Here is a 21,166-nt window from a genome sequence, read left to right as displayed (position 1 = left end):
GAACGCAGAAGCGGTCTGATAAACAGAATTTGCCTGGCGGCTGTAGCGCGGTGGTCCCACCTGACCCCATGCCGAACTCAGAAGTGAAACGCCGTAGCGCCGATGGTAGTGTGGGGTCTCCCCATGCGAGAGTAGGGAACTGCCAGGCATCAAATAAGTGAAGAAGCCCATCCTGACGGATGGGCTTTTTTGCGTCTGTATTTCCGGATAACCAGGCTGTTGTAGGCCTGATAAGCGCAGCGCATCAGGCAATAAGTACGGCTACCCGTGTACGAGACTGAGTAACGGGTACGGTCGTCCGAGATCGTCCACTTCCCTCCGTCCCGTCACGCTAAATCTCATCTTCTTATAGAATCCAACTGCCTGTTCATTCTGTTCATTAACGTTGGTCGTTAGCGTTGAAGTCATTGATAAAGCATGTTCAATCAGTAACTTACCAACGCCGCGACCACGTGCATCCGGGTCGACGAACAGGGCATCCATATGCTGATCGGTCAGGAGCATAAAGGCGACAGGCTCATCTTGTTCTGTCACTGCAACCCATAGCGGAGCTTCTGGTAAAAATGAACGTACCAGTTCTTCCAGCTCAAGGCGATAATCCGGTGAGAGGAAATGGTGCGTCGCATCGACTGAACGACACCAGATAGATACGAGTTTATCGCCTTCGTCCTTACGCGAACGACGAATGGTAAGGGACATAGCATTCTCCTTTTTTCTTTGCTGCACTATTCTACAGCAAGTGGCCGTGAAACTTTCTCAACTTGAGGATGCAGACTCGACATTCGCATGATTCCTGGGTATCTTCAGCTGTCTGGATGTCTAAACGTTTAAACGTATGTAGTGAGGTTATCAGGTTATGCCAATTCGCGTGCAGGACGAGCTACCCGCCGTCAATTTCTTGCGTGAGGAAAACGTCTTTGTGATGACGACATCCCGCGCTTCCGGTCAGGAAATTCGACCACTGAAGGTGCTCATCCTCAACCTGATGCCCAAGAAGATTGAAACGGAAAATCAGTTCCTGCGCTTACTGTCGAACTCCCCCCTGCAGGTAGATGTTCAGCTGTTACGTATTGATGCCCGAGAGTCACGTAACACCCCAACGGAACATCTGAATAACTTTTACTGTAATTTCGAGGATATCTGCGATCAGAACTTTGACGGACTGATCGTGACCGGCGCGCCGTTGGGTCTGGTTGAATTTAATGACGTGGCTTACTGGCCGCAGATTCAACAAGTGCTTGAATGGGCGAAAGATCACGTTACCTCGACGCTATTTGTTTGTTGGGCGGTACAGGCCGCGCTGAATATCCTGTACGGAATTCCTAAGCAAACCCGTACGGACAAACTCTCAGGTGTTTATGAGCACCATATTCTTCACCCTCATGCGCTACTGACGCGCGGATTTGATGATGCGTTCCTGGCTCCGCATTCGCGCTATGCCGATTTTCCTGCTGCGCTTATCCGGGACTACACCGATCTCGAGATTTTTGCCGAGACAGAAGAGGGAGATGCCTACCTGTTTGCCAGCAAAGATAAACGTATTGCCTTTGTGACGGGTCATCCGGAGTATGACGCCCATACGCTCGGCAGTGAGTATTTTCGTGACGTCGAAGCGGGCTTAACGCCGGAAGTACCCTATAACTACTTCCCGAAAGATGACCCGCAAAACAAACCGCGGGCAACCTGGCGCAGCCACGGCAATCTGTTGTTTACTAACTGGCTCAACTATTACGTCTATCAGATCACGCCATATGATCTGCGTCACATGAATCCAACGCTGGATTAATCTTCTGTAGCAGACGATCCTTAAGCGTTTCAGCATGTTGAATCAGGCACCTTCGGGTGCCTTTTTTATTTCCGAAACGCACCTCATCATGTAATTAAATTTTATTTATATTGTTATCAATGAGTTAATTGATATTTAAATTAAAAATGGAAATTGTTTTTGATTTTGAAATTTAAATGAGTAGTCTTAGTTGTGCTGAACGAAAACCGCACAACGATCCTTCGTTCGCATTGGGGATGTGATTGGATCAATGACGAGGAACTACGCAATGAATCAACAGGCAACGACAACCGATGAACTGGTCTTCACCAGGCCGCGTGGCGAACAGGAACAGCAGATTCTGACCGCTGAAGCGGTGGAGTTTCTGACCGAGCTGGTGACAAGATTTACGCCGAAACGCAATAAACTTCTGGCTGCACGTATCCAACAACAGCAGGATATTGATGACGGTAAGTTGCCTGATTTTATTTCGGAAACAGCTTCCATTCGTGAAGGTAACTGGAAGATTCGCGGTATTCCTGATGATTTACTGGATCGCCGCGTAGAGATCACCGGACCCGTTGAGCGCAAGATGGTCATCAACGCGCTCAACGCGAACGTCAAAGTCTTTATGGCTGATTTTGAAGATTCGCTGGCTCCTGAGTGGAGCAAAGTTATCGACGGGCAGATAAACCTGCGTGATGCGGTCAATGGCACCATTAGCTATACCAACGAAGCGGGTAAAATTTATCAGCTCAAACCGAATCCGGCTCTGTTGGTATGCCGCGTTCGTGGTCTGCATCTGCCGGAAAAACACGTTACCTGGCGTGGCGAATCCATCCCGGGCAGCCTGTTCGATTTTGCCCTCTATTTCTTCCACAACTACAAAACGTTGCTGGCAAAAGGCAGCGGCCCTTACTTCTACCTGCCAAAAACGCAGGCCTGGCAAGAAGCAGCATGGTGGAGCGAAGTGTTCAGCTATGCAGAAGATCGCTTTAATCTGCCGCGCGGCACCATCAAAGCGACTCTGCTGATTGAAACACTGCCGGCTGTTTTCCAGATGGACGAAATTCTGCACGCGCTGCGTGATCACATTGTCGGCCTGAACTGTGGTCGCTGGGACTACATTTTCAGCTATATCAAAACCCTGAAGAACCACCCGGATCGCGTGTTGCCGGACCGTCAGGTGGTGACGATGGATAAGCCATTCCTCAGCGCCTATTCGCGTCTGCTGATTAAAACCTGTCATAAACGTGGTGCATTCGCGATGGGCGGCATGGCGGCGTTCATTCCCAGCAAAGATGCGGAACGTAACAACCAGGTGCTGACCAAAGTCAAAGCGGACAAAGCGCTGGAAGCCAATAACGGTCATGACGGGACCTGGGTTGCACACCCTGGGCTGGCTGATACCGCGATGGCGATTTTCGATGAGGTACTGGGCGATCACAAAAACCAGCTGTTTGTGACCCGCAATGAAGATGCGCCGATTACCGCCGAACAGCTGTTGGCTCCGTGTGAGGGGGAACGCACCGAAGAAGGCATGCGCGCCAACATCCGTGTTGCGGTGCAGTACATCGAAGCGTGGATCTCCGGCAACGGCTGCGTACCGATTTACGGTCTGATGGAAGATGCGGCTACCGCAGAAATCTCCCGTACCTCCATCTGGCAGTGGATCCACCACCAGAAAACCCTCAGCAACGGCAAGCCGGTCACCAAACCGCTGTTTCGCCAGATGCTGGCCGAAGAGATGCTGGTGATTCAGGACGAGCTGGGCGAACACCGCTACAGCAGCGGGCGTTTTGACGATGCCGCGCGCCTGATGGAGCAAATCACTACCTCTGATGAACTGATCGATTTCTTGACCCTGCCAGGCTACCGCCTGCTGGCGTAACTCATTCACCACAAAACAATATGGAGCATCTGCACATGAAAACCCGTACTCAACAAATCGAAGAATTACAGAAAGAATGGACTCAACCGCGCTGGGAAGGCATCACCCGTCCATATAGCGCGGAGGAAGTGGTGAAATTACGTGGCTCGGTCAACCCGGAATGCACGCTGGCTCAGCTTGGCGCGGCGAAAATGTGGCGTCTGCTGCACGGCGAATCGAAGAAAGGTTATATCAACAGCCTCGGCGCGCTGACTGGCGGTCAGGCGCTGCAGCAGGCGAAAGCAGGTATTGAAGCGGTCTATCTTTCAGGATGGCAGGTGGCGGCAGATGCAAACCTGGCATCCAGCATGTACCCGGACCAATCGCTGTATCCGGCGAACTCCGTCCCGTCGGTGGTGGATCGGATCAACAACACATTCCGTCGCGCCGATCAGATCCAATGGTCAACCGGTATTGAACCGAACGATCCGCGCTATGTGGATTACTTCCTGCCGATCGTTGCCGATGCGGAAGCCGGTTTTGGCGGCGTACTGAACGCGTTTGAACTGATGAAATCGATGATTGAGGCTGGTGCAGCGGCCGTTCACTTCGAAGATCAGCTCGCATCGGTGAAAAAATGTGGTCACATGGGCGGCAAAGTTCTGGTGCCGACTCAGGAAGCTATTCAGAAACTGGTGGCGGCCCGTCTGGCGGCCGACGTCATGGGTGTTCCGACGCTGGTTATTGCGCGTACTGATGCTGACGCAGCCGATCTGATAACGTCTGACTGCGACCCATACGACAGCGAGTTCATCACCGGCGAACGTACCAGCGAAGGGTTCTACCGTACGCATGCGGGTATTGAGCAGGCGATCAGCCGTGGTCTGGCCTATGCACCTTATGCGGATCTGGTGTGGTGTGAAACCTCCACGCCGGATCTCGAACTGGCGAAGCGATTTGCCGATGCGATTCACGCGAAATTCCCTGGCAAACTGCTGGCCTACAACTGTTCGCCGTCATTTAACTGGCAGAAAAACCTGGACGACAAAACCATCGCCAGCTTCCAGCAGCAACTGTCGGATATGGGTTACAAATACCAGTTCATTACCCTGGCGGGCATCCACAGCATGTGGTTCAACATGTTCGACCTCGCACACTCCTATGCGCAGGGGGAAGGCATGCGCCACTATGTTGAGAAGGTTCAGCAGCCAGAATTTGCGGCGGCTAAAGACGGTTACACCTTCGTGTCCCATCAGCAGGAAGTGGGTACAGGCTACTTCGACAAAGTCACTACCATCATTCAGGGCGGCGCTTCCTCGGTGACCGCGCTGACCGGCTCGACCGAAGAATCGCAGTTTTGATTAATGCCCGGTGGCGCTGCGCTTACCGGGCCTACGAAGGGATGTAGGCCGGATAAGCGAACGCGCCATCCGGCATGACGTTGTGCCGGATGGGAGAAGTCGATGACGCGTGGCCTGGAATTACTGATTGCTCAGACGATTTTGCAAGGTTTCGACGCCCAGTACGGGCGTTTTCTGGAAGTCACCTCCGGCGCGCAGCAGCGTTTTGAACATGCCGACTGGCATGCGGTTCAGCAGGCGATGAAAAGCCGTATTCACCTTTATGATCATCACGTGGGTCTGGTAGTGGAGCAGTTGCGCTGCATTACTGACGGTAAAAGCACTGATGCGGATTTTTTACTTCGCGTGAAAGAGCATTACACCCGGCTATTGCCGGATTACCCGCGCTTCGAGATTGCGGAGAGCTTTTTTAACTCCGTTTACTGCCGGTTATTTGACCACCGCTCGCTGACTCCCGAGCGGCTGTTTATTTTCAGTTCTCAGCCAGAGCGTCGTTTCCGCACGATCCCACGCCCGTTGGCGAAAGATTTTTTCCCTGATTCAGGTTGGGAGTGGCTGCTCACTCGCGTCCTTAGCGATCTGCCCCTGCGTCTTCCATGGCAGAATAAACATCGTGATATCCACTACATCATCGAACACCTGACCGAAACCCTGGGAGCGGATGTGTTGGCAGGCTGCCATTTACAGGTGGCGAATGAACTGTTTTATCGTAACAAGGCCGCCTGGCTGGTCGGGAAACTGATTACCCCTTCTGGAACGCTGCCGTTTTTACTGCCAATCCACCGGACAGACGAAGGTGAGCTGTTTGTCGATACCTGCCTGACCACGACGGCGGAGGCGAGCATTGTGTTTGGCTTTGCCCGTTCCTATTTCATGGTGTATGCCCCGCTGCCCGCCGCACTGGTGGAGTGGTTGCGCGAGATCCTGCCCGGTAAAACCACCGCTGAATTGTATATGGCGATTGGCTGCCAGAAGCATGCAAAAACGGAAAGTTATCGGGAGTATCTGCTCTACCTGGCCAACTGTGATGAGCAGTTTATTGAAGCGCCGGGGATCCGCGGTATGGTGATGCTGGTGTTTACCCTGCCGGGCTTTGACCGGGTGTTTAAAATCATCAAAGACAAATTTGCGCCGCAAAAAGAGATGTCTGCCGCCCACGTCCGCGCCTGTTATCAACTGGTCAAAGAGCACGATCGTGTGGGGCGGATGGCTGACACCCAGGAGTTCGAGAATTTTGTGCTGGATAAACGGCAAATCGATCCGGCGCTGATGGCGCTGTTGTTACAGGAAGCACCGGAAAAAATTACCGATCTTGGCGATCAGATTGTCATTCGCCATCTGTATATCGAACGACGGATGGTGCCGCTGAATATCTGGCTGGAGCAGGTCGAAGGTCAACAACTGCGCGATGCCATTGAAGAGTACGGCAACGCGATTCGTCAGTTGGCCGCCGCCAATATTTTCCCCGGCGATATGCTGTTTAAGAACTTCGGCGTCACCCGTCACGGGCGCGTGGTGTTCTACGATTACGATGAAATCTGCTACATGACGGAGGTTAATTTCCGTCATATCCCGCCGCCACGCTATCCGGAAGATGAGATGAGCGCTGAGCCGTGGTACAGCGTATCGCCTGGAGATGTCTTCCCGGAAGAGTTTCGGCACTGGCTATGTGCCGACCCGCGTATTGGTCCGCTATTTGAAGAGATGCACGCTGACTTGTTCAGCGCCGACTACTGGCGTGGTCTGCAAACGCGGATTAAAAACGGGCATGTGGAAGATGTTTACGCCTACCGGCGCAAACAGCGTTTCAGCGTGCGTTATGAAACCGATCGTAAGCCGGGTAAGGCGTAGCCGCCACCCGGCAATCCCATCTTAACGAAACCCGCCGTACGCCAGCGTCACTTCTTTCGCCGCTTTGATCGCCATGGCGCCAAACTCGGTCACGCGATCGTCGGTAATGCGCGAAATGGGGCCGGAGATGGAAATCGCGGCGAACGGCTCGCGGTGTTCGTCATAAATGCACGACGCCACGCAGCGTAGACCCAGCGCATGTTCCTCATCATCAAATGAATAGCCGCGCTTACGCGTCTGGGCCAAATCCTCTTTCAGATGCACCGGCGACACCAGCGTGGCGTGGGTGTATGCGTGCAGACCTTTACGGTGCAGCAGCCCAGTCACCTGTTCTTCGCTCAGTTGGGATAAAAACGCCTTACCCGCGCCGGAAGCATGCATCGGCAGTTTGCCGCCGATGGGCGCGGACATACGCATCAGTTGGGTACATTGCACCTGGTCGATAATAATGGCTTGATGATCGCTTTGATCCAGCACGGCGAGGTTGACCGTTTCACCGGAATCTTCCATCAGCTTGCGCAGGATCGGATGCACAATCGCCAGCAGATTACGGCTTTGCAGAAAGCTGCTGCCGACGATAAACGCATGCGCGCCTACGGCCCAGTGGCCTAATTCACCCACCTGACGGACAAAACCTTGCTGCTGCATGGTGGTCAGCAAACGGTGAGTCGTGGAGTTTGGCAGGCCGGCCTGCTGCGCCAGCTCGGTCAGCGCCACGCTACCGTTGGATTCCGCAATCCACTCGAGCAGCTTCAGGCCACGCGTCAGGGACTGAACCTGCCCGGTTGCGGGCGCAGTAGTAGCGGCGGGTTTTCTACCGCGTTTCGCGGGAACGGGGGCAACCATGGCAGACTCCTTTTCTGTATCGTGGAAATCATTTTCGTTTTATTCAAATATAATGCAAGAATTCCTGTACTGATCGGATGAGTGAAGCTGAACATGTCTCATGTTGGCCGTTGTTCTCTTTTCCGCCTCTCAGGTTTGTGCCAGTATGGCCTGTTGAGTTTTTTTCGGTCTGGTTGAGCGTTGTCGGGAGCGAGTGTGAGCAGCAAAGTAGAACAATTACGTCAGCAGTTAAATGAACGTATTCTGGTGCTGGACGGCGGTATGGGCACCATGATCCAGGGATATCGTCTGAGCGAAGAGGATTTCCGCGGCGAACGCTTTGCCGAATGGCCGTGCGATCTGAAAGGCAACAACGACCTGTTGGTGCTCAGCAAACCGGAGGTGATCGCCGCGATTCACCACGCCTACTTCGAGGCGGGCGCGGACATCATCGAAACCAACACCTTTAACTCCACGACTATCGCCATGGCGGATTACCAGATGGAATCCCTGTCGGCGGAAATCAACTTTGCGGCAGCCAAACTGGCGCGCGCGGCGGCAGACGAATGGACGGCGCGCACGCCGAACAAACCGCGCTATGTCGCGGGCGTGCTTGGCCCAACTAACCGTACGGCATCTATCTCGCCCGACGTCAACGACCCGGCTTACCGTAATATTACCTTTGATCAGCTGGTGGCCGCCTACCGCGAATCCACCAAAGCGCTGGTGGAAGGCGGCAGTGACCTGATCCTGATTGAAACCGTTTTCGATACCCTCAACGCCAAAGCCGCTATTTTCGCGGTTAAAACTGAATTCGAAGCGCTGGGCGTTGAGCTGCCGATTATGCTCTCCGGCACCATCACCGACGCTTCCGGGCGTACGCTCTCCGGCCAGACCACCGAAGCATTCTACAACTCCCTGCGCCACGCCGATGCGCTGACTTTTGGTCTGAACTGTGCCTTAGGCCCGGACGAACTGCGCCAGTACGTGCAGGAACTGTCGCGCATTGCCGAATGCTACGTGACCGCGCACCCGAACGCCGGGCTGCCAAACGCTTTTGGTGAGTACGATCTTGATGCCGATACCATGGCGGCGCAAATCCGTGAATGGGCCGAAGCGGGCTTCCTGAATATTGTTGGTGGCTGCTGCGGCACCACGCCGGAACACATCGCCGCCATGAGTCGCGCCGTGGAAGGGCTGCCGCCACGCCGCTTGCCGGAAATCCCGGTTGCCTGCCGCCTTTCCGGCCTTGAGCCGCTGAACATCGGCGACGACAGCCTGTTTGTGAACGTCGGCGAGCGTACCAACGTTACCGGTTCGGCGAAGTTTAAGCGCCTGATCAAAGAAGAGAAATACAGCGAGGCGCTGGACGTTGCCCGCCAGCAGGTAGAAAGCGGCGCGCAGATCATCGATATCAACATGGATGAGGGGATGCTCGACGCCGAAGCGGCGATGGTTCGTTTCCTCAACCTGATTGCCGGTGAACCGGATATCGCCCGCGTGCCGATTATGATCGACTCCTCGAAATGGGAAGTAATCGAAAAAGGGCTGAAGTGCATTCAGGGTAAAGGCATCGTTAACTCCATCTCGATGAAAGAGGGGGTTGAGACCTTTATCCATCATGCGAAGCTGCTGCGTCGCTACGGTGCTGCAGTGGTGGTGATGGCCTTTGACGAGCAGGGCCAGGCCGACACCCGCGCGCGCAAAATTGAGATCTGCCGTCGGGCGTACAAGATTCTTACCGAAGAAGTCGGCTTCCCGCCGGAAGATATCATCTTCGACCCGAATATCTTTGCCGTCGCGACCGGGATTGATGAACACAACAACTACGCGCAGGACTTTATCGGGGCCTGTGAAGACATCAAACGCGAACTGCCGCATGCGCTGATCTCCGGCGGCGTTTCTAACGTTTCATTCTCGTTCCGTGGTAACGACCCGGTACGTGAAGCCATTCACGCGGTATTCCTCTACTACGCCATTCGCAACGGCATGGACATGGGGATCGTCAACGCCGGACAACTGGCAATCTATGACGACCTGCCCGCCGAGCTGCGCGATGCGGTTGAAGATGTGATCCTCAACCGCCGTGACGATGGCACCGAACGACTGCTGGAGCTTGCTGAGAAGTATCGCGGCAGTAAAACCGACGATACGGCGAATGCCCAGATGGCGGAGTGGCGCAGTTGGGACGTGAAAAAGCGCCTCGAATACTCGCTGGTGAAAGGCATTACCGAGTTTATTGAGCTGGATACCGAAGAAGCGCGCCAGCAGGCTGCGCGCCCGATCGAGGTGATTGAAGGACCGTTGATGGACGGCATGAACGTGGTTGGCGACCTGTTCGGCGAGGGCAAAATGTTCCTGCCGCAGGTGGTGAAATCCGCCCGCGTGATGAAGCAGGCGGTGGCCTACCTCGAACCGTACATTGAGGCCAGCAAAGAGAAAGGCTCCAGCAACGGCAAAATGGTCATCGCTACCGTGAAGGGCGATGTGCACGACATCGGCAAAAACATCGTCGGCGTGGTGCTGCAGTGTAACAACTACGAAATCGTCGACCTTGGCGTAATGGTGCCCGCGGAGAAAATCCTCAGAACCGCGCGTGAAGTGAATGCCGATCTGATCGGCCTTTCAGGCTTGATTACCCCGTCGCTGGACGAAATGGTCAACGTGGCGAAAGAGATGGAGCGTCAGGGCTTCACTATTCCGCTGCTGATTGGCGGCGCGACCACCTCGAAAGCGCACACGGCGGTGAAAATTGAGCAGAACTACAGCGGCCCGACGGTGTACGTGCAGAACGCCTCGCGTACCGTTGGTGTCGTGGCTGCGCTGCTCTCTGACACCCAGCGTGATGACTTTGTCACCCGTACGCGTAAAGAGTATGAAACTGTGCGTATCCAGCATGCGCGTAAGAAACCGCGTACTCCGCCCGTAACGTTACAGGCTGCCCGCGACAACGATCTGGCCTTTGACTGGGAAAACTACACCCCGCCGGTGGCGCACCGTCTGGGCGTACAGGAAGTGGAAGCCAGCATCGAAACCCTGCGCAACTACATCGACTGGACGCCGTTCTTTATGACCTGGTCGTTGGCCGGGAAATATCCGCGAATCCTCGAAGATGAAGTAGTGGGCGAAGAGGCGAAGCGCCTGTTCAAAGACGCCAACGACATGCTGGATAAACTCAGCGCTGAGAAGACGCTGAATCCGCGTGGCGTGGTGGGTTTATTCCCGGCCAACCGTGTGGGTGACGACATCGAGATCTACCGTGATGAAACACGTACACACGTGCTTAACGTGAGTCATCATCTGCGTCAGCAAACGGAAAAAGTCGGTTTCGCCAACTACTGCTTGTCGGACTTTGTCGCGCCGAAACTGAGCGGTAAAGCAGATTACATTGGGGCTTTCGCGGTTACCGGTGGTCTGGAGGAAGATGCGCTGGCAGATGCTTTCGAAGCGCAACATGACGACTACAACAAGATCATGGTGAAAGCGATTGCTGACCGTCTGGCGGAAGCGTTCGCGGAATACTTGCACGAGCGCGTGCGTAAAGTCTACTGGGGCTATGCGGCGAACGAGAATCTCAGTAACGAGGAGCTGATCCGCGAAAACTACCAGGGGATTCGCCCGGCACCGGGCTATCCGGCGTGTCCGGAACACACCGAAAAAGCCACCATCTGGGAACTGCTGGACGTAGAGGCGCACACTGGGATGAAGCTCACCGAATCCTTCGCCATGTGGCCAGGTGCCTCGGTATCCGGCTGGTATTTCAGTCATCCGGACAGCAAGTACTACGCCGTGGCGCAAATCCAGCGCGATCAGGTTGAAGATTATGCCTTCCGTAAAGGGATGAGCGTGGCAGAAGTGGAGCGCTGGTTAGCGCCGAACCTCGGCTACGACGCCGACTGATTCACAAAACTGTCATCTTTATTTACAACAAACAGGGCACTCAATGAGTGCCCTGTCTCTTTATTACGTTTAAACCCTTATACTGAAAGAAGGCTTCGGCCTCAGGAACATATAACGATAAGGAGTACCTGATTCCGTGTTAACTCTGTTACACCTGCTTTCTGCTGTTTCTATGCTGGTCTGGGGTACGCATATTGTGCGTACCGGCGTGATGCGTGTCTTTGGTGCCCGTTTACGCACTGTGCTCAGCCGTAGTGTTGAAAAGAAGCCGCTCGCCTTTTGCGCGGGGATCGGCGTTACTGCTCTGGTGCAAAGCAGTAACGCTACCACCATGCTGGTGACGTCGTTTGTCGCGCAGGATCTCGTGGCGCTCACCCCTGCGCTGGTGATTGTCCTGGGCGCCGACGTGGGGACCGCGCTGATGGCGCGTATCCTGACTTTCGATCTCTCCTGGCTGTCGCCACTGCTGATTTTTATCGGCGTGATCTTCTTTCTCGGTCGTAAGCAGTCCCGCGTGGGGCAACTGGGGCGGGTTGGTATTGGACTGGGGCTGATTTTACTGGCGCTGGAGCTGATTGTGCAGGCAGTAACGCCGATCACTCAGGCTAATGGCGTACAGGTTATTTTCGCCTCGCTCACCGGCGATATCATGCTGGATGCGCTGATTGGCGCCATGTTCGCGATTATCAGTTACTCCAGCCTGGCGGCGGTACTGCTGACGGCTACGCTGACCGCGGCGGGCATTATCTCGTTCCCGGTAGCGTTGTGTCTGGTGATTGGCGCCAACCTCGGCTCTGGTCTGTTGGCGATGTTGAATAACAGTGCTGCGAATGCTGCTGCCCGTCGTGTGGCGCTAGGCAGTCTGCTGTTTAAGCTGGTGGGCAGCCTGATTATTCTGCCGTTTGTTCATCCGCTGGCCAATCTGATGGATGAACTGCCGCTGCCGAAATCTGAACTGGTTATCTACTTCCACGTCTTCTACAACCTGGTGCGCTGCGTGGCGATGGTGCCGTTCGCTGAACCGATGGCGCGTTTTTGTAAGCGCATCATCCGCGATGAACCGGAACTGGACGCTCATCTGAAGCCCAAGCATCTGGATGTCAGCGCGCTCGATACGCCAACACTTGCGCTGGCGAATGCCGCCCGTGAAGCCCTGCGCATTGGTGACGCCATGGAACAGATGATGGAAGGGCTAAAGAAGGTGATGCACGGCGAACCGCGCGAAGAGAAAGAGCTGCGCAGGATGGCGGACGACATCAACGTGCTGTACACGGCGATCAAGCTCTACCTGGCACGAATGCCGAAAGACGAGCTGGCGGAAGAGGAGTCGCGCCGCTGGGCAGAGATTATCGAGATGTCGCTCAACCTCGAGCAGGCTTCTGATATTGTCGAACGTATGGGTAGCGAGATTGCGGATAAATCACTGGCTGCGCGTCGGGCATTTTCTCTGGAAGGTCTGAAAGAGCTGGATGCGCTTTACGATCTGCTGCTCAGCAATCTGCAGCTGGCGATGTCGGTGTTCTTCTCAGGTGATGTGACCAGCGCCCGCCGTCTGCGCCGCAGCAAGCACCGCTTCCGTATTCTCAACCGTCGTTATTCGCACGCGCACGTTGACCGTTTGCATCAGCAGAACGTGCAAAGCATCGAGACCAGTTCCCTGCACCTGGCGCTGTTGGGCGATATGCAGCGTCTGAACTCACTGTTTTGCTCTGTGGCTTACAGCGTGCTGGAACAGCCGGATGAAGACGATGAGCGGGATGATTATTGAGTGAAGTGAAGCGGTAGGCCGGATAAGGCGAAGCCGCATCCGGCATCAGACAATAAATCAACTAAAAGCAGTGGCCTGCTTCAACGGCAACCGCCTCTTCACCCGCTTTAAAGATATACGTGGTGTTTGGGCCGCCGAGCACAGATTGACCGTTACTCACTTTAATCCAGTTACCTTCCGGCAAGCCAATCACCGTCAGCTCCGGTGCCACAACCAGCAGTTCGCGGATACGCTGTTCACGCGTTTCGCCTTTGTGGCCTTCCGGCAGCGCGTTGGTGAAATGTGGGTTAATCTGCAGCGGGAACAGACCCAGCGCATCAAAACCTTTGGGATCGACAATCGGCATGTCGTTGGTAGTGCGGATGGTCTGGCAGGCAAGGTTGGAACCCGCGCTCCAGCCGATGTACAGCGCACCGCGTTTGACGACATCCACGATCGGCGCCAGCAACCCGCGCTCACGACTCTCTTTCAGCAACTGGAAGGTATTCCCGCCGCCGACAATCACCAGCTCGGCGTTTTCAATGGCTGCAATTGGATCGGCAACGGTATGAATACCGGTAACGTTAACGCCCATTGGCGCAAAGATGGCTGCCGTTTTCGCCGTGTACTCATCCCAGGTTTGCGTCACGCCAGCGAACGGAATAAACACCGCCGTGCGGCGACCATTCAGTTGCTCAGCAATCAGCGGCAGCGCATGTTCCATCCAGCCTTTGCCCGGCAGCGTCGAGTTACTCAATAAAAGCAGTTCCATCATTTCTCCATGTAATCAGAAAATTACAAACCGCGCTAATGCTACCACTATCAGCCTGATGCCTTCCTGATATGGCTCACGATGTTGGAAGGGGGAGATAGACGCAGGGGCTATTTTTTTAGTGTCAATTCAATGCCGAGTACCTTCATCACTGCAAGCGTGGTTTTCAGCGTCGGATTACCTTTCTCACTAAAAGAGCGATAAAGCTGCTCGCGGGATAATCCCGTTTCTGCCGCGATGCTCGCCATTCCCTTAGCGCGAGCCACCACGCCCAATGCTTTTGCAATGTACGTTGCATCGCCTGTTTCGAGGGCATCCGCCATAAATACAGCAATTTCTTCATCATCAACTAGCGCAGCAGCGGGATCGTACTGAGTAAGCTTATTCATGGCGGAAGGTCTCCTGATAATCCAGTGAACGGGCGAGCACTTTTGCAAGGGTGATATCGTTGGCTTGTGAGCTTTTATCGCCACCACATAGCAAAATGATGATGCGGCAGCCATGCTGTTTAAAGTAAATCCTGTAACCAGGACCGTAAGAAATGCGCATTTCGCTGATACCTTCACCTACAGGTTTAACATCGCCAGCTAAACCATTCGCCAGTCGAAAAAGTCGTGCGGCAATGAGCGTTTTGGCCCTGCGATCTCGCAGATTCTGTTCCCAGCGTTGGAAAACCGTGGTCTGAAGAATTTCCATGATTACGTTCCATGTATTTTATAAACTACATTGTGAATTGACAAGTTGAAAGTAGAGAATAAAAAACTGGGAGGTAAGAGGAAATGCTGGTGGGCGTAAACAGGAAAGCGCCTCGCAGACTTCTTCTTCGGGGCGTGACAGGCCTGTGCAACCACCTTAGTGTGACATGATGATTTGCTGGTCGGGGAATAGGAAATGCTCGCTTATTACGCTAATCTTAGGCATGTCATGCGCACTGCTATGGGGGTTATCATGCGCACTGTGTCTAAGGTAAAAAAATCAGTCAATGTCTCTCTGGCTCCAGAGATACTGGAAGAGGCGCGCAAGCTTAAAATCAATCTGTCAGCGGTTTTAACCGAAGCCCTGATCGAAAAATTTCGCGAGAACAAACGCGAAGAATGGTTGCGGGATAATAAAAAATCGATAGAAGCATTAAATCAATGGGTGGAAGAAAACGGTTCGTTCAGTGATTTTCAAAGGACATTCTGATGGAGCAGTATTGCGCTTATGAGAATACAGGAAGTGGAAAAAGCGTTTATCCGTTTTTAATTAGCTTACAGCATCCGGTGGCCGCTGTTTTGCAGCATGTACTGGTCGCACCCGTTATAGCGCTAAGCCAGTTTCCCAACGAAGTCCCGCCAGCTAAAATTTGCCCGGTTGTTAGCATTGGTGGGCAAGCCTATGTGGTGATGACGTACATGATGACAGGCATACCTGTGAAGAATGTGGGTAACTTTGTGGGAGATCTGACCGCAAACAGGGCAGAACTTCGGGATGCGATTGATTTTCTGATTAATGGCTATTAGAGCGCCCATCCCTGGCGCTCTGTTCCTGCTTCGTTACCCCGCCCGCGCAAATTCTGCCGCTTCGGCGATTAGCGCGTCATCCGGGCGTACGCCGGTATACATAGCGAACTGCTCTACGGCCTGTAAGGCAATCACCTCTGCACCGCTGATGGTCTTTTTACCCAACTGCTGTGCCAGCTTAATCACCGGTGTTTCCGGCGGTAGGGCGACGACGTCAAACACTACGCTGGCGGCAGCGACCATCGCTTCGCTGTAGGCCAGTTCATCGCTCTCTTTACCGCCAGCCATGCCGACGGGCGTCACGTTGACCAGAATATCGCAGGCAATCCCTTCCGACTGCGGCTGCCACTGGAAACCGTACTGTTTTGCCAGCGTCGGGCCGCTCTCGCGATTGCGCGCGGCAATGATTACATCCGTAAACCCCGCATCGCGAAACGCGGCGATAACCGCTTTACCCATTCCACCGCTGCCGCGGATCATGACGCGTGCGCTGTTATCGAGCTGGTGGCTGGTAATCAGGCTTTTTACCGCAATGTAGTCGGTGTTAAATCCTGTCAGCGTACCGTTGTCATTGACGATGGTGTTGACGGAATCAATGACGCTTGCGGAAGGATCGATGGCATCCAGAAACGGCATGCAGCTCTCTTTAAACGGCATTGAGACCGCGCAACCGCGGATACCCAGCGCGCGAACACCTTTCACTGCGGCTTCAATATCCTGCGTGGTAAAGGCTTTGTAGATAAAATTTAACCCTAATTTTTGATACAGATAGTTGTGAAAGCGAGTGCCGAAGTTGCCGGGGCGACCGGCAAGCGACATGCACAACTGGGTGTCGCGGTTAATCATGTTAAATTTCCTCGGCGTGAGACAATATGTACTGTTCGGCTTCCTGCGACCAGACCCCCTCATGTCGCTCCAGGATATCGCGCAAGGCTGGATCATCAATCTGGGTGAGCGCGGTTAATGGTAAGGCTTTGCCGGTGTAAACCAGTTTTTTCCCGCCGCCGACTGTTGGCAGTTCCAGCGTGGTTTCACCTGCCGCATTCAGCCCCAGAATGTGCGTCACCACTTTTGCCGCCTGAACTTTCTTCTCTTCGATAAGTTTAACCGCCGCGCGCATGTCGTCGGTATTGCCGCCAGACGTCCCAACATAATGGGTGAAGGCGTAGTGTACGTCGTAGAAGTTAATCGGCGCGCTAAATTGCTTATCCTGCGGACCAGCAAAGAAGTTCATGCAACCATCGGCAGCCAGCAGGGAAGAGGCCAGCGTAACCAGCTGTTCGTTGGGCACAAACACAAAGATGTCATCAAACCCGTGCCCGCCGCTCAGCGCCATTAAGGTGTCATAACTCGCATCCTGGGCGTGGAGATAATGGATCAACGTTTGTGGTTCTGATGGATAGTGCTTGCGGGCGTAGCTCAACTTGTCGTTATTGGTGTCGGTTACCACCAGCATCGCCGGGTTAACCGGGCCATGCAGTGCATAGTCGATCGCCAGCAGTCCCATCGGCCCGGTGCCGCCGAGTATCAGTGTACGCCCCTGCGGACGAATGCCCATCTTGTGGTTATAAGTGCCTTCCTGCAGGTGATAGTTGGCGTTGAATGCGCCAATCACGCAGGATAGCGGCTCAACCAGCGAACCTTCAAAATAGGTTTCACCTTCGTAGGCCAACAGGCAGTCCTGCTCCATGACTTCATCAGGAATGATGACGTGCGTGGCTTCACCGCCCACCCACGGGAAGGAGTAGCCGGGACAGTCCGGGCGATCCGGCAGTTGCAGGTTAGCCTGAATGACATAGCGCTGGCCGGGCTGAAACTTATGCTGCCATTTTTTGCCTACGGCAATAATGTCGCCGCAAAACTCATGACCGATGATGATCGGGTTGGTGGCCACATCGTCCGGCACCTTTTTGTGGTTCTCGCCCTGGTTAGCCTCTTTCCAGGAAGAAAGGCACAGGCTGTCGGTTACGACTGAGGCCAGAATTTCATCGTCCTGCATTTCAGGAAGGTCGAAGGTTTCCAGGCGCAGATCGCGTTTACCATAAAGACGTAAAGCTGTTGTTGTTTGCATTGTTACCACCTCTTCCTCTTTCGAGGACTATTTGTTGAAGTTGCCCCGGCATTGCCGGAGCGAAAAAATCAGGACAGGAAGCCCAGTGCGTTACCGATAATTCCCAGCGCAAACAGGGCGAAGATTAGCCATACCGGATTAATTTTCTTGTTGAGCAGACGCACCATCAGCAGCGTCAGACCCAACGCCAGCAGGCCGGGGCAGAGTTGGTCGAGAATGTTCTGCACGGTCATGGTGACGGTGGTGCCGTCTGCGCCAGGCGTTTGCGATACCACCAGCGGCACGTTGATGCTGGTCCATTTGGTGACCAATACTCCCATCACAAACAGGCCGAGAATCGATGCGCCTTCGGTCAGTTTCTGCAGCAGGTTGCCGCCCATGTCGCTGACGATGTTGACCCCTTTACGAAAGCCAAGCTGTAAGCCGTACCACTTCATTGCAAGACGTACTGCATTGAAAATAAAGAAGAACAATAGCGGGCCGAGAATGTTACCGGATAGCGCCAGCGATGCGCCGAGCGCGGCGGTAATCGGGCGCAGCGTTCCCCATACCAGCGGATCGCCGACGCCTGCCAGCGGACCCATCAGGCCGACTTTGATGCCGTTGATTGCGCCATCGTCAATTTCCGCACCGTTGGCGCGTGCTTCCTCCATTGCGGCGGTGACGCCAATCACTGGGCCGCAAACGGCAGGGGTGGTATTGAAGAACACCAGGTGGCGTTTGAGTGCGGCAACCTGATCCTCTTTTAGTGGATACAAGCGCTTGATGGCGGGGATCATGTCGTAGCAAAAGCCCAGCCCATGAATGCGTTCGAAGTTGAATGACGCCTGTTGCAGGTTGGAGCGAACAAACATGCTAAACAGGTCGGATTTGGTCAGTTTTTTCTGTTCCATGATGGGCTCCGTTAGTCTTCAAGCTGATCAAGAGCTTGAGAAGAGGGGGCTTGCGCCTGCGGTTCAGTCTTACGCCACTGTGGGTTCAACTGGATGTAGACCAGCGCGATAATCACGCCCACGCCGCCAAAGGCCAGCAGACTTAAATCGAGGTAACCCCCGGCGATAAATCCGAGGAAGAAGAAGGGCATCAGGTACTTCACGCCCATCATGCGCAGTACCATGGCGTAACCGACGACTACGATAAATCCTCCGGCAATCTGCAGCCCACGGGTGACGAATTCCGGAATGGCGTTGAGCATATTGCTGACCATATCGGCGCTGACAAACAGCGAGACAATCAGCGCTGGAATGGCAACGCGCAGCGCCTGTACACCGAGAGCGGAAACGTGCAGCATGTCGATGGTACGAAAACGGGCGTCTTCGGCGGCTTTATCCGCCGCGTGCTGGAACACAACGGTGATGGTACGGGCGAATACCGTCAGTACCTGGCCTGCCGCCGCCACTGGCAGGGCGATGGCGATACCGGTAGCAATGCTTTGCTGACCGACAATCACCAGAATGGCGGAGATAATACTGGCGAGTGCCGAATCGGGAGACTGTGCAGCGCCAACGTTCATCCAACCCAGAGCGATTAACTCCAGCGTGCCGCCGAGCATAATCCCGGTTTTTAAATCACCGAGGATCAGGCCGATAACGGTACAAGCAATTAGCGGACGGTGGGTCTGGAACTCATCCAGCACGCTGCCCATTCCGGCAATACAGGAAAATAGAAATATGGCGATAATCTGTAGGGTACTTATTTCCATAATATGTCACCTTGTGAATGTGATCATCCCTGCCTGTTACAGCATAAATACACAGGCGTTATTATTTATTCAGCGAGCGATTGTTCTTTTATTTTTTCAAGGATATTAACTGATGGATCTGATGCGACGACGCGTAAATCCAGCGTAACGCCTAATTTAGCTAACTCATGAAAAGCATGAATATCGTCATCATCTAATGAGACCGCTTTGGTTAATTGTTTTTTACCGGGTCGCCAGGCCATGCCGCCAATATTTAACGTGGCGATTTTTACCCCTTGTTTTACCATTGCTAATGCATCTTGCGGACGAGTAAAAAGATAAAAAACGGTTTCGTTCTGATATTGCGGATTATGGTAAACCGCGACCGCCTTTTCGATATTAACGACGTTAACCTTCATTCCCGGGGGAGCGGCCTGGCGTAATAATGTCCGACGTACTTCATCGTGATAAACGTCGTCATTACAGATAATAATCCGTTGTGCATTCGCCACCTTCGACCAGACGGTGGTGACCTGACCGTGGATCAATCGGTCATCAATACGAGCAAGGGTAATGTTCATCAGAAATCCTCTTCGGCCGTTTCCAGATGTTTCCAGACGACACAGGTTTGTTGAGCAATGGTCGTCAGGTGTTCACACAGTTCATCCACATTCATACTGCTTTGGTTGTCTACCAGCTCCAGCGCCAACGGCAGTGATAACCCGCTGATGACCCGTATCGCCGGATTGTGCATCGCCAGCGTCGCGGCGGCATTCCAGGGACTGCCACACTGCAAATCGACGGCAATCAGCCATTCATCTCCGGTGTGAATACTTACTAACTTTTTCAGCTTTTCCACGATGTCGTTGGCGTTCTCTCCGGGGACAAATGCCACGGCTTCAACGTTGGCATCACCGTAGACCATCTGTACCGATTCCAGCATGGCGCAGGCCAGTTTGCCGTGAGCACAGAAGATTGCATTGACCATAAAACCTCCTTAGCCGCGCGTTTTACCGCCCGCAATGTTAGTGGTTACTCCGGTAATATAACTGGCGCGTTCTGACAGCAGATAACAAACAAAATCAGCGACTTCGCTTAAGCGCCCTGAGCGACCAATTGGGATCGCGTTCTTGGTGTAGCCCTCGCGCAGCTGTTCGACGGTGATGTTGCGGGTCCAGGCCAGCGCTTCTTCATACTCGGGAGTGCGCAGACCGGTTTTTTCCAGAATGCCAGGCGCAATGCCAACCACACGAATCCCGTGTTTTCCCAGCTCTTTCGACCAGGAACGGGTAAAGCTATTCAGTGCGGCCTTGGTGGCGGCATAGCAACTTTGGCCTTCTGAGCCTTCCAGTCCGCTTTCTGAAGAGACATTCACAATCACGCCGTTACGCTGTTTTACCATTTGGCGTGCTACGGCTTGCGACATTAAGAACACACCTTTCTGGTTGATATTCACCATTTTTTCAAAAGCGGCTTCGTTGAGTTCATATTGCCCGGCGGGTGCTTTTTCATCGACCAGCAGCCGCGGAAAATTAACGCCTGCGTTATTCACCAAACCATCAATACGCCCATGGCGGTGGATAATTTCGGTAACGGTATGATTAACTTCTTTGGCACTGGAAATATCTGTCGGCCAGAAATGATATCCACTATGGCCTTCATACTTACCGTCACCACCGTGAATATCCGCCATTTGCACATTCGCGCCCTGCGCTAATAACTCTTCAACAATCGCCAGCCCAATTCCGGACGCGCCGCCGGTAACAATAATGACTTTGTCCTGCAGATTTAACCACGTTTGCATAATTAACTCCCAGTTTC

At 53.8% G+C, this 21,166-nt stretch carries 20 protein-coding genes and 1 rRNA gene; 9 read left to right on the top strand and 12 right to left on the bottom strand.

The window, feature by feature from the left end; translation table 11 throughout:
- Positions 1-32 precede the first annotated feature (32 nt).
- Positions 33-148 (top strand): 5S ribosomal RNA (gene rrf, locus HV041_RS18880).
- A gap of 113 nt (positions 149-261) precedes the next feature.
- On the opposite strand, the gene HV041_RS18875 is transcribed toward rrf, so the two are convergent.
- Positions 262-699: an acetyltransferase gene (locus HV041_RS18875; RefSeq protein ID WP_121585309.1), complete on the bottom strand. Its 438-nt coding sequence runs from the start codon at positions 697-699 to the stop codon at positions 262-264.
- Positions 700-856: 157 nt separating this feature from the next.
- Between HV041_RS18875 and metA the strand changes: the two genes are divergently transcribed.
- From metA to aceK, 4 genes are all read left to right on the top strand, one after another.
- Positions 857-1,786: a homoserine O-succinyltransferase gene (metA, locus tag HV041_RS18870; RefSeq protein WP_003841431.1), complete on the top strand. Its 930-nt coding sequence runs from the start codon at positions 857-859 to the stop codon at positions 1,784-1,786.
- Between the two features lie 268 nt (positions 1,787-2,054).
- Entirely contained in the window at positions 2,055-3,656 is a 1,602-nt protein-coding gene (gene aceB / locus HV041_RS18865) for a malate synthase A (protein WP_121585310.1), read from the top strand.
- Positions 3,657-3,691: 35 nt separating this feature from the next.
- Entirely contained in the window at positions 3,692-4,996 is a 1,305-nt protein-coding gene (gene aceA / locus HV041_RS18860; RefSeq protein ID WP_115601170.1) for an isocitrate lyase, read from the top strand.
- A 102-nt stretch (positions 4,997-5,098) separates the two neighbouring features.
- The gene (gene aceK / locus HV041_RS18855) at positions 5,099-6,847 is read left to right on the top strand and encodes a bifunctional isocitrate dehydrogenase kinase/phosphatase (protein WP_121585311.1); all 1,749 of its coding nucleotides are present in this window, start codon (positions 5,099-5,101) and stop codon (positions 6,845-6,847) included.
- 21 nt (positions 6,848-6,868) lie between these two features.
- On the opposite strand, the gene iclR is transcribed toward aceK, so the two are convergent.
- Complete coding sequence (gene iclR, locus HV041_RS18850; RefSeq protein ID WP_003844677.1) at positions 6,869-7,693, bottom strand: glyoxylate bypass operon transcriptional repressor IclR; 825 nt, start codon at positions 7,691-7,693, stop codon at positions 6,869-6,871.
- Positions 7,694-7,888: 195 nt separating this feature from the next.
- Between iclR and metH the strand changes: the two genes are divergently transcribed.
- Entirely contained in the window at positions 7,889-11,572 is a 3,684-nt protein-coding gene (metH, locus tag HV041_RS18845) for a methionine synthase (RefSeq protein WP_121585312.1), read from the top strand.
- 136 nt (positions 11,573-11,708) lie between these two features.
- Positions 11,709-13,340, top strand: a complete 1,632-nt coding sequence (locus HV041_RS18840) for a Na/Pi cotransporter family protein (protein ID WP_121585313.1) — start codon at positions 11,709-11,711, stop codon at positions 13,338-13,340.
- A 61-nt stretch (positions 13,341-13,401) separates the two neighbouring features.
- On the opposite strand, the gene pepE is transcribed toward HV041_RS18840, so the two are convergent.
- The 3 genes from pepE to HV041_RS18825 all read right to left on the bottom strand — a co-directional run bounded on the left by pepE (position 13,402) and on the right by HV041_RS18825 (position 14,790).
- On the bottom strand, positions 13,402-14,091 hold the full coding sequence (gene pepE / locus HV041_RS18835) for a dipeptidase PepE (protein WP_032942056.1): 690 nt from the start codon (positions 14,089-14,091) through the stop codon (positions 13,402-13,404).
- A gap of 110 nt (positions 14,092-14,201) precedes the next feature.
- The gene (locus HV041_RS18830; RefSeq protein ID WP_121585314.1) at positions 14,202-14,480 is read right to left on the bottom strand and encodes an addiction module antidote protein; all 279 of its coding nucleotides are present in this window, start codon (positions 14,478-14,480) and stop codon (positions 14,202-14,204) included.
- Positions 14,473-14,790, bottom strand: a complete 318-nt coding sequence (locus HV041_RS18825; RefSeq protein WP_048213960.1) for a type II toxin-antitoxin system RelE/ParE family toxin — start codon at positions 14,788-14,790, stop codon at positions 14,473-14,475. Before HV041_RS18825 ends, HV041_RS18830 begins: the two co-directional genes overlap by 8 nt.
- A gap of 192 nt (positions 14,791-14,982) precedes the next feature.
- Between HV041_RS18825 and HV041_RS18820 the strand changes: the two genes are divergently transcribed.
- Entirely contained in the window at positions 14,983-15,276 is a 294-nt protein-coding gene (locus HV041_RS18820; RefSeq protein ID WP_003844689.1) for a type II toxin-antitoxin system CcdA family antitoxin, read from the top strand.
- Positions 15,276-15,593, top strand: coding sequence for a CcdB family protein (locus tag HV041_RS18815; protein WP_003841409.1), 318 nt, complete (start codon positions 15,276-15,278; stop codon positions 15,591-15,593). The genes HV041_RS18820 and HV041_RS18815 overlap by 1 nt, the downstream gene beginning before the upstream one ends.
- Before the next feature lie 33 nt (positions 15,594-15,626).
- Here the strand turns inward: HV041_RS18815 and HV041_RS18810 are convergent, their stop codons facing one another.
- The 7 genes from HV041_RS18810 to HV041_RS18780 all read right to left on the bottom strand — a co-directional run bounded on the left by HV041_RS18810 (position 15,627) and on the right by HV041_RS18780 (position 21,149).
- On the bottom strand, positions 15,627-16,439 hold the full coding sequence (locus HV041_RS18810) for a shikimate 5-dehydrogenase (RefSeq protein ID WP_121585315.1): 813 nt from the start codon (positions 16,437-16,439) through the stop codon (positions 15,627-15,629).
- Position 16,440: 1 nt separating this feature from the next.
- Positions 16,441-17,664: an L-sorbose 1-phosphate reductase gene (sorE, locus tag HV041_RS18805; protein WP_121585316.1), complete on the bottom strand. Its 1,224-nt coding sequence runs from the start codon at positions 17,662-17,664 to the stop codon at positions 16,441-16,443.
- Between the two features lie 68 nt (positions 17,665-17,732).
- Positions 17,733-18,557 (bottom strand): PTS system mannose/fructose/sorbose family transporter subunit IID, encoded by an 825-nt coding sequence (locus HV041_RS18800; protein ID WP_003031641.1) that lies wholly within the window; start codon positions 18,555-18,557, stop codon positions 17,733-17,735.
- Positions 18,558-18,568: 11 nt separating this feature from the next.
- Positions 18,569-19,366: a PTS mannose/fructose/sorbose transporter subunit IIC gene (locus tag HV041_RS18795; protein WP_044715019.1), complete on the bottom strand. Its 798-nt coding sequence runs from the start codon at positions 19,364-19,366 to the stop codon at positions 18,569-18,571.
- A gap of 65 nt (positions 19,367-19,431) precedes the next feature.
- Positions 19,432-19,926 (bottom strand): mannose/fructose/sorbose PTS transporter subunit IIB, encoded by a 495-nt coding sequence (locus tag HV041_RS18790; RefSeq protein WP_121585317.1) that lies wholly within the window; start codon positions 19,924-19,926, stop codon positions 19,432-19,434.
- Positions 19,926-20,333 carry a mannose/fructose/sorbose PTS transporter subunit IIA gene (locus HV041_RS18785; protein ID WP_121585318.1) on the bottom strand — a complete coding sequence of 136 codons (408 nt, stop codon included), beginning with the start codon at positions 20,331-20,333 and terminating at the stop codon, positions 19,926-19,928. The genes HV041_RS18790 and HV041_RS18785 overlap by 1 nt, the downstream gene beginning before the upstream one ends.
- A gap of 9 nt (positions 20,334-20,342) precedes the next feature.
- Positions 20,343-21,149, bottom strand: a complete 807-nt coding sequence (locus tag HV041_RS18780; protein WP_121585319.1) for an SDR family oxidoreductase — start codon at positions 21,147-21,149, stop codon at positions 20,343-20,345.
- Positions 21,150-21,166: the final 17 nt, after the last annotated feature.

Source organism: Citrobacter sp. RHBSTW-00029, assembly GCF_014104295.1.
Taxonomy (GTDB): domain Bacteria; phylum Pseudomonadota; class Gammaproteobacteria; order Enterobacterales; family Enterobacteriaceae; genus Citrobacter; species Citrobacter youngae.
Note: the sequence above shows the minus strand (reverse complement) of the source record. Positions and strands in the feature narration are given on the sequence as shown.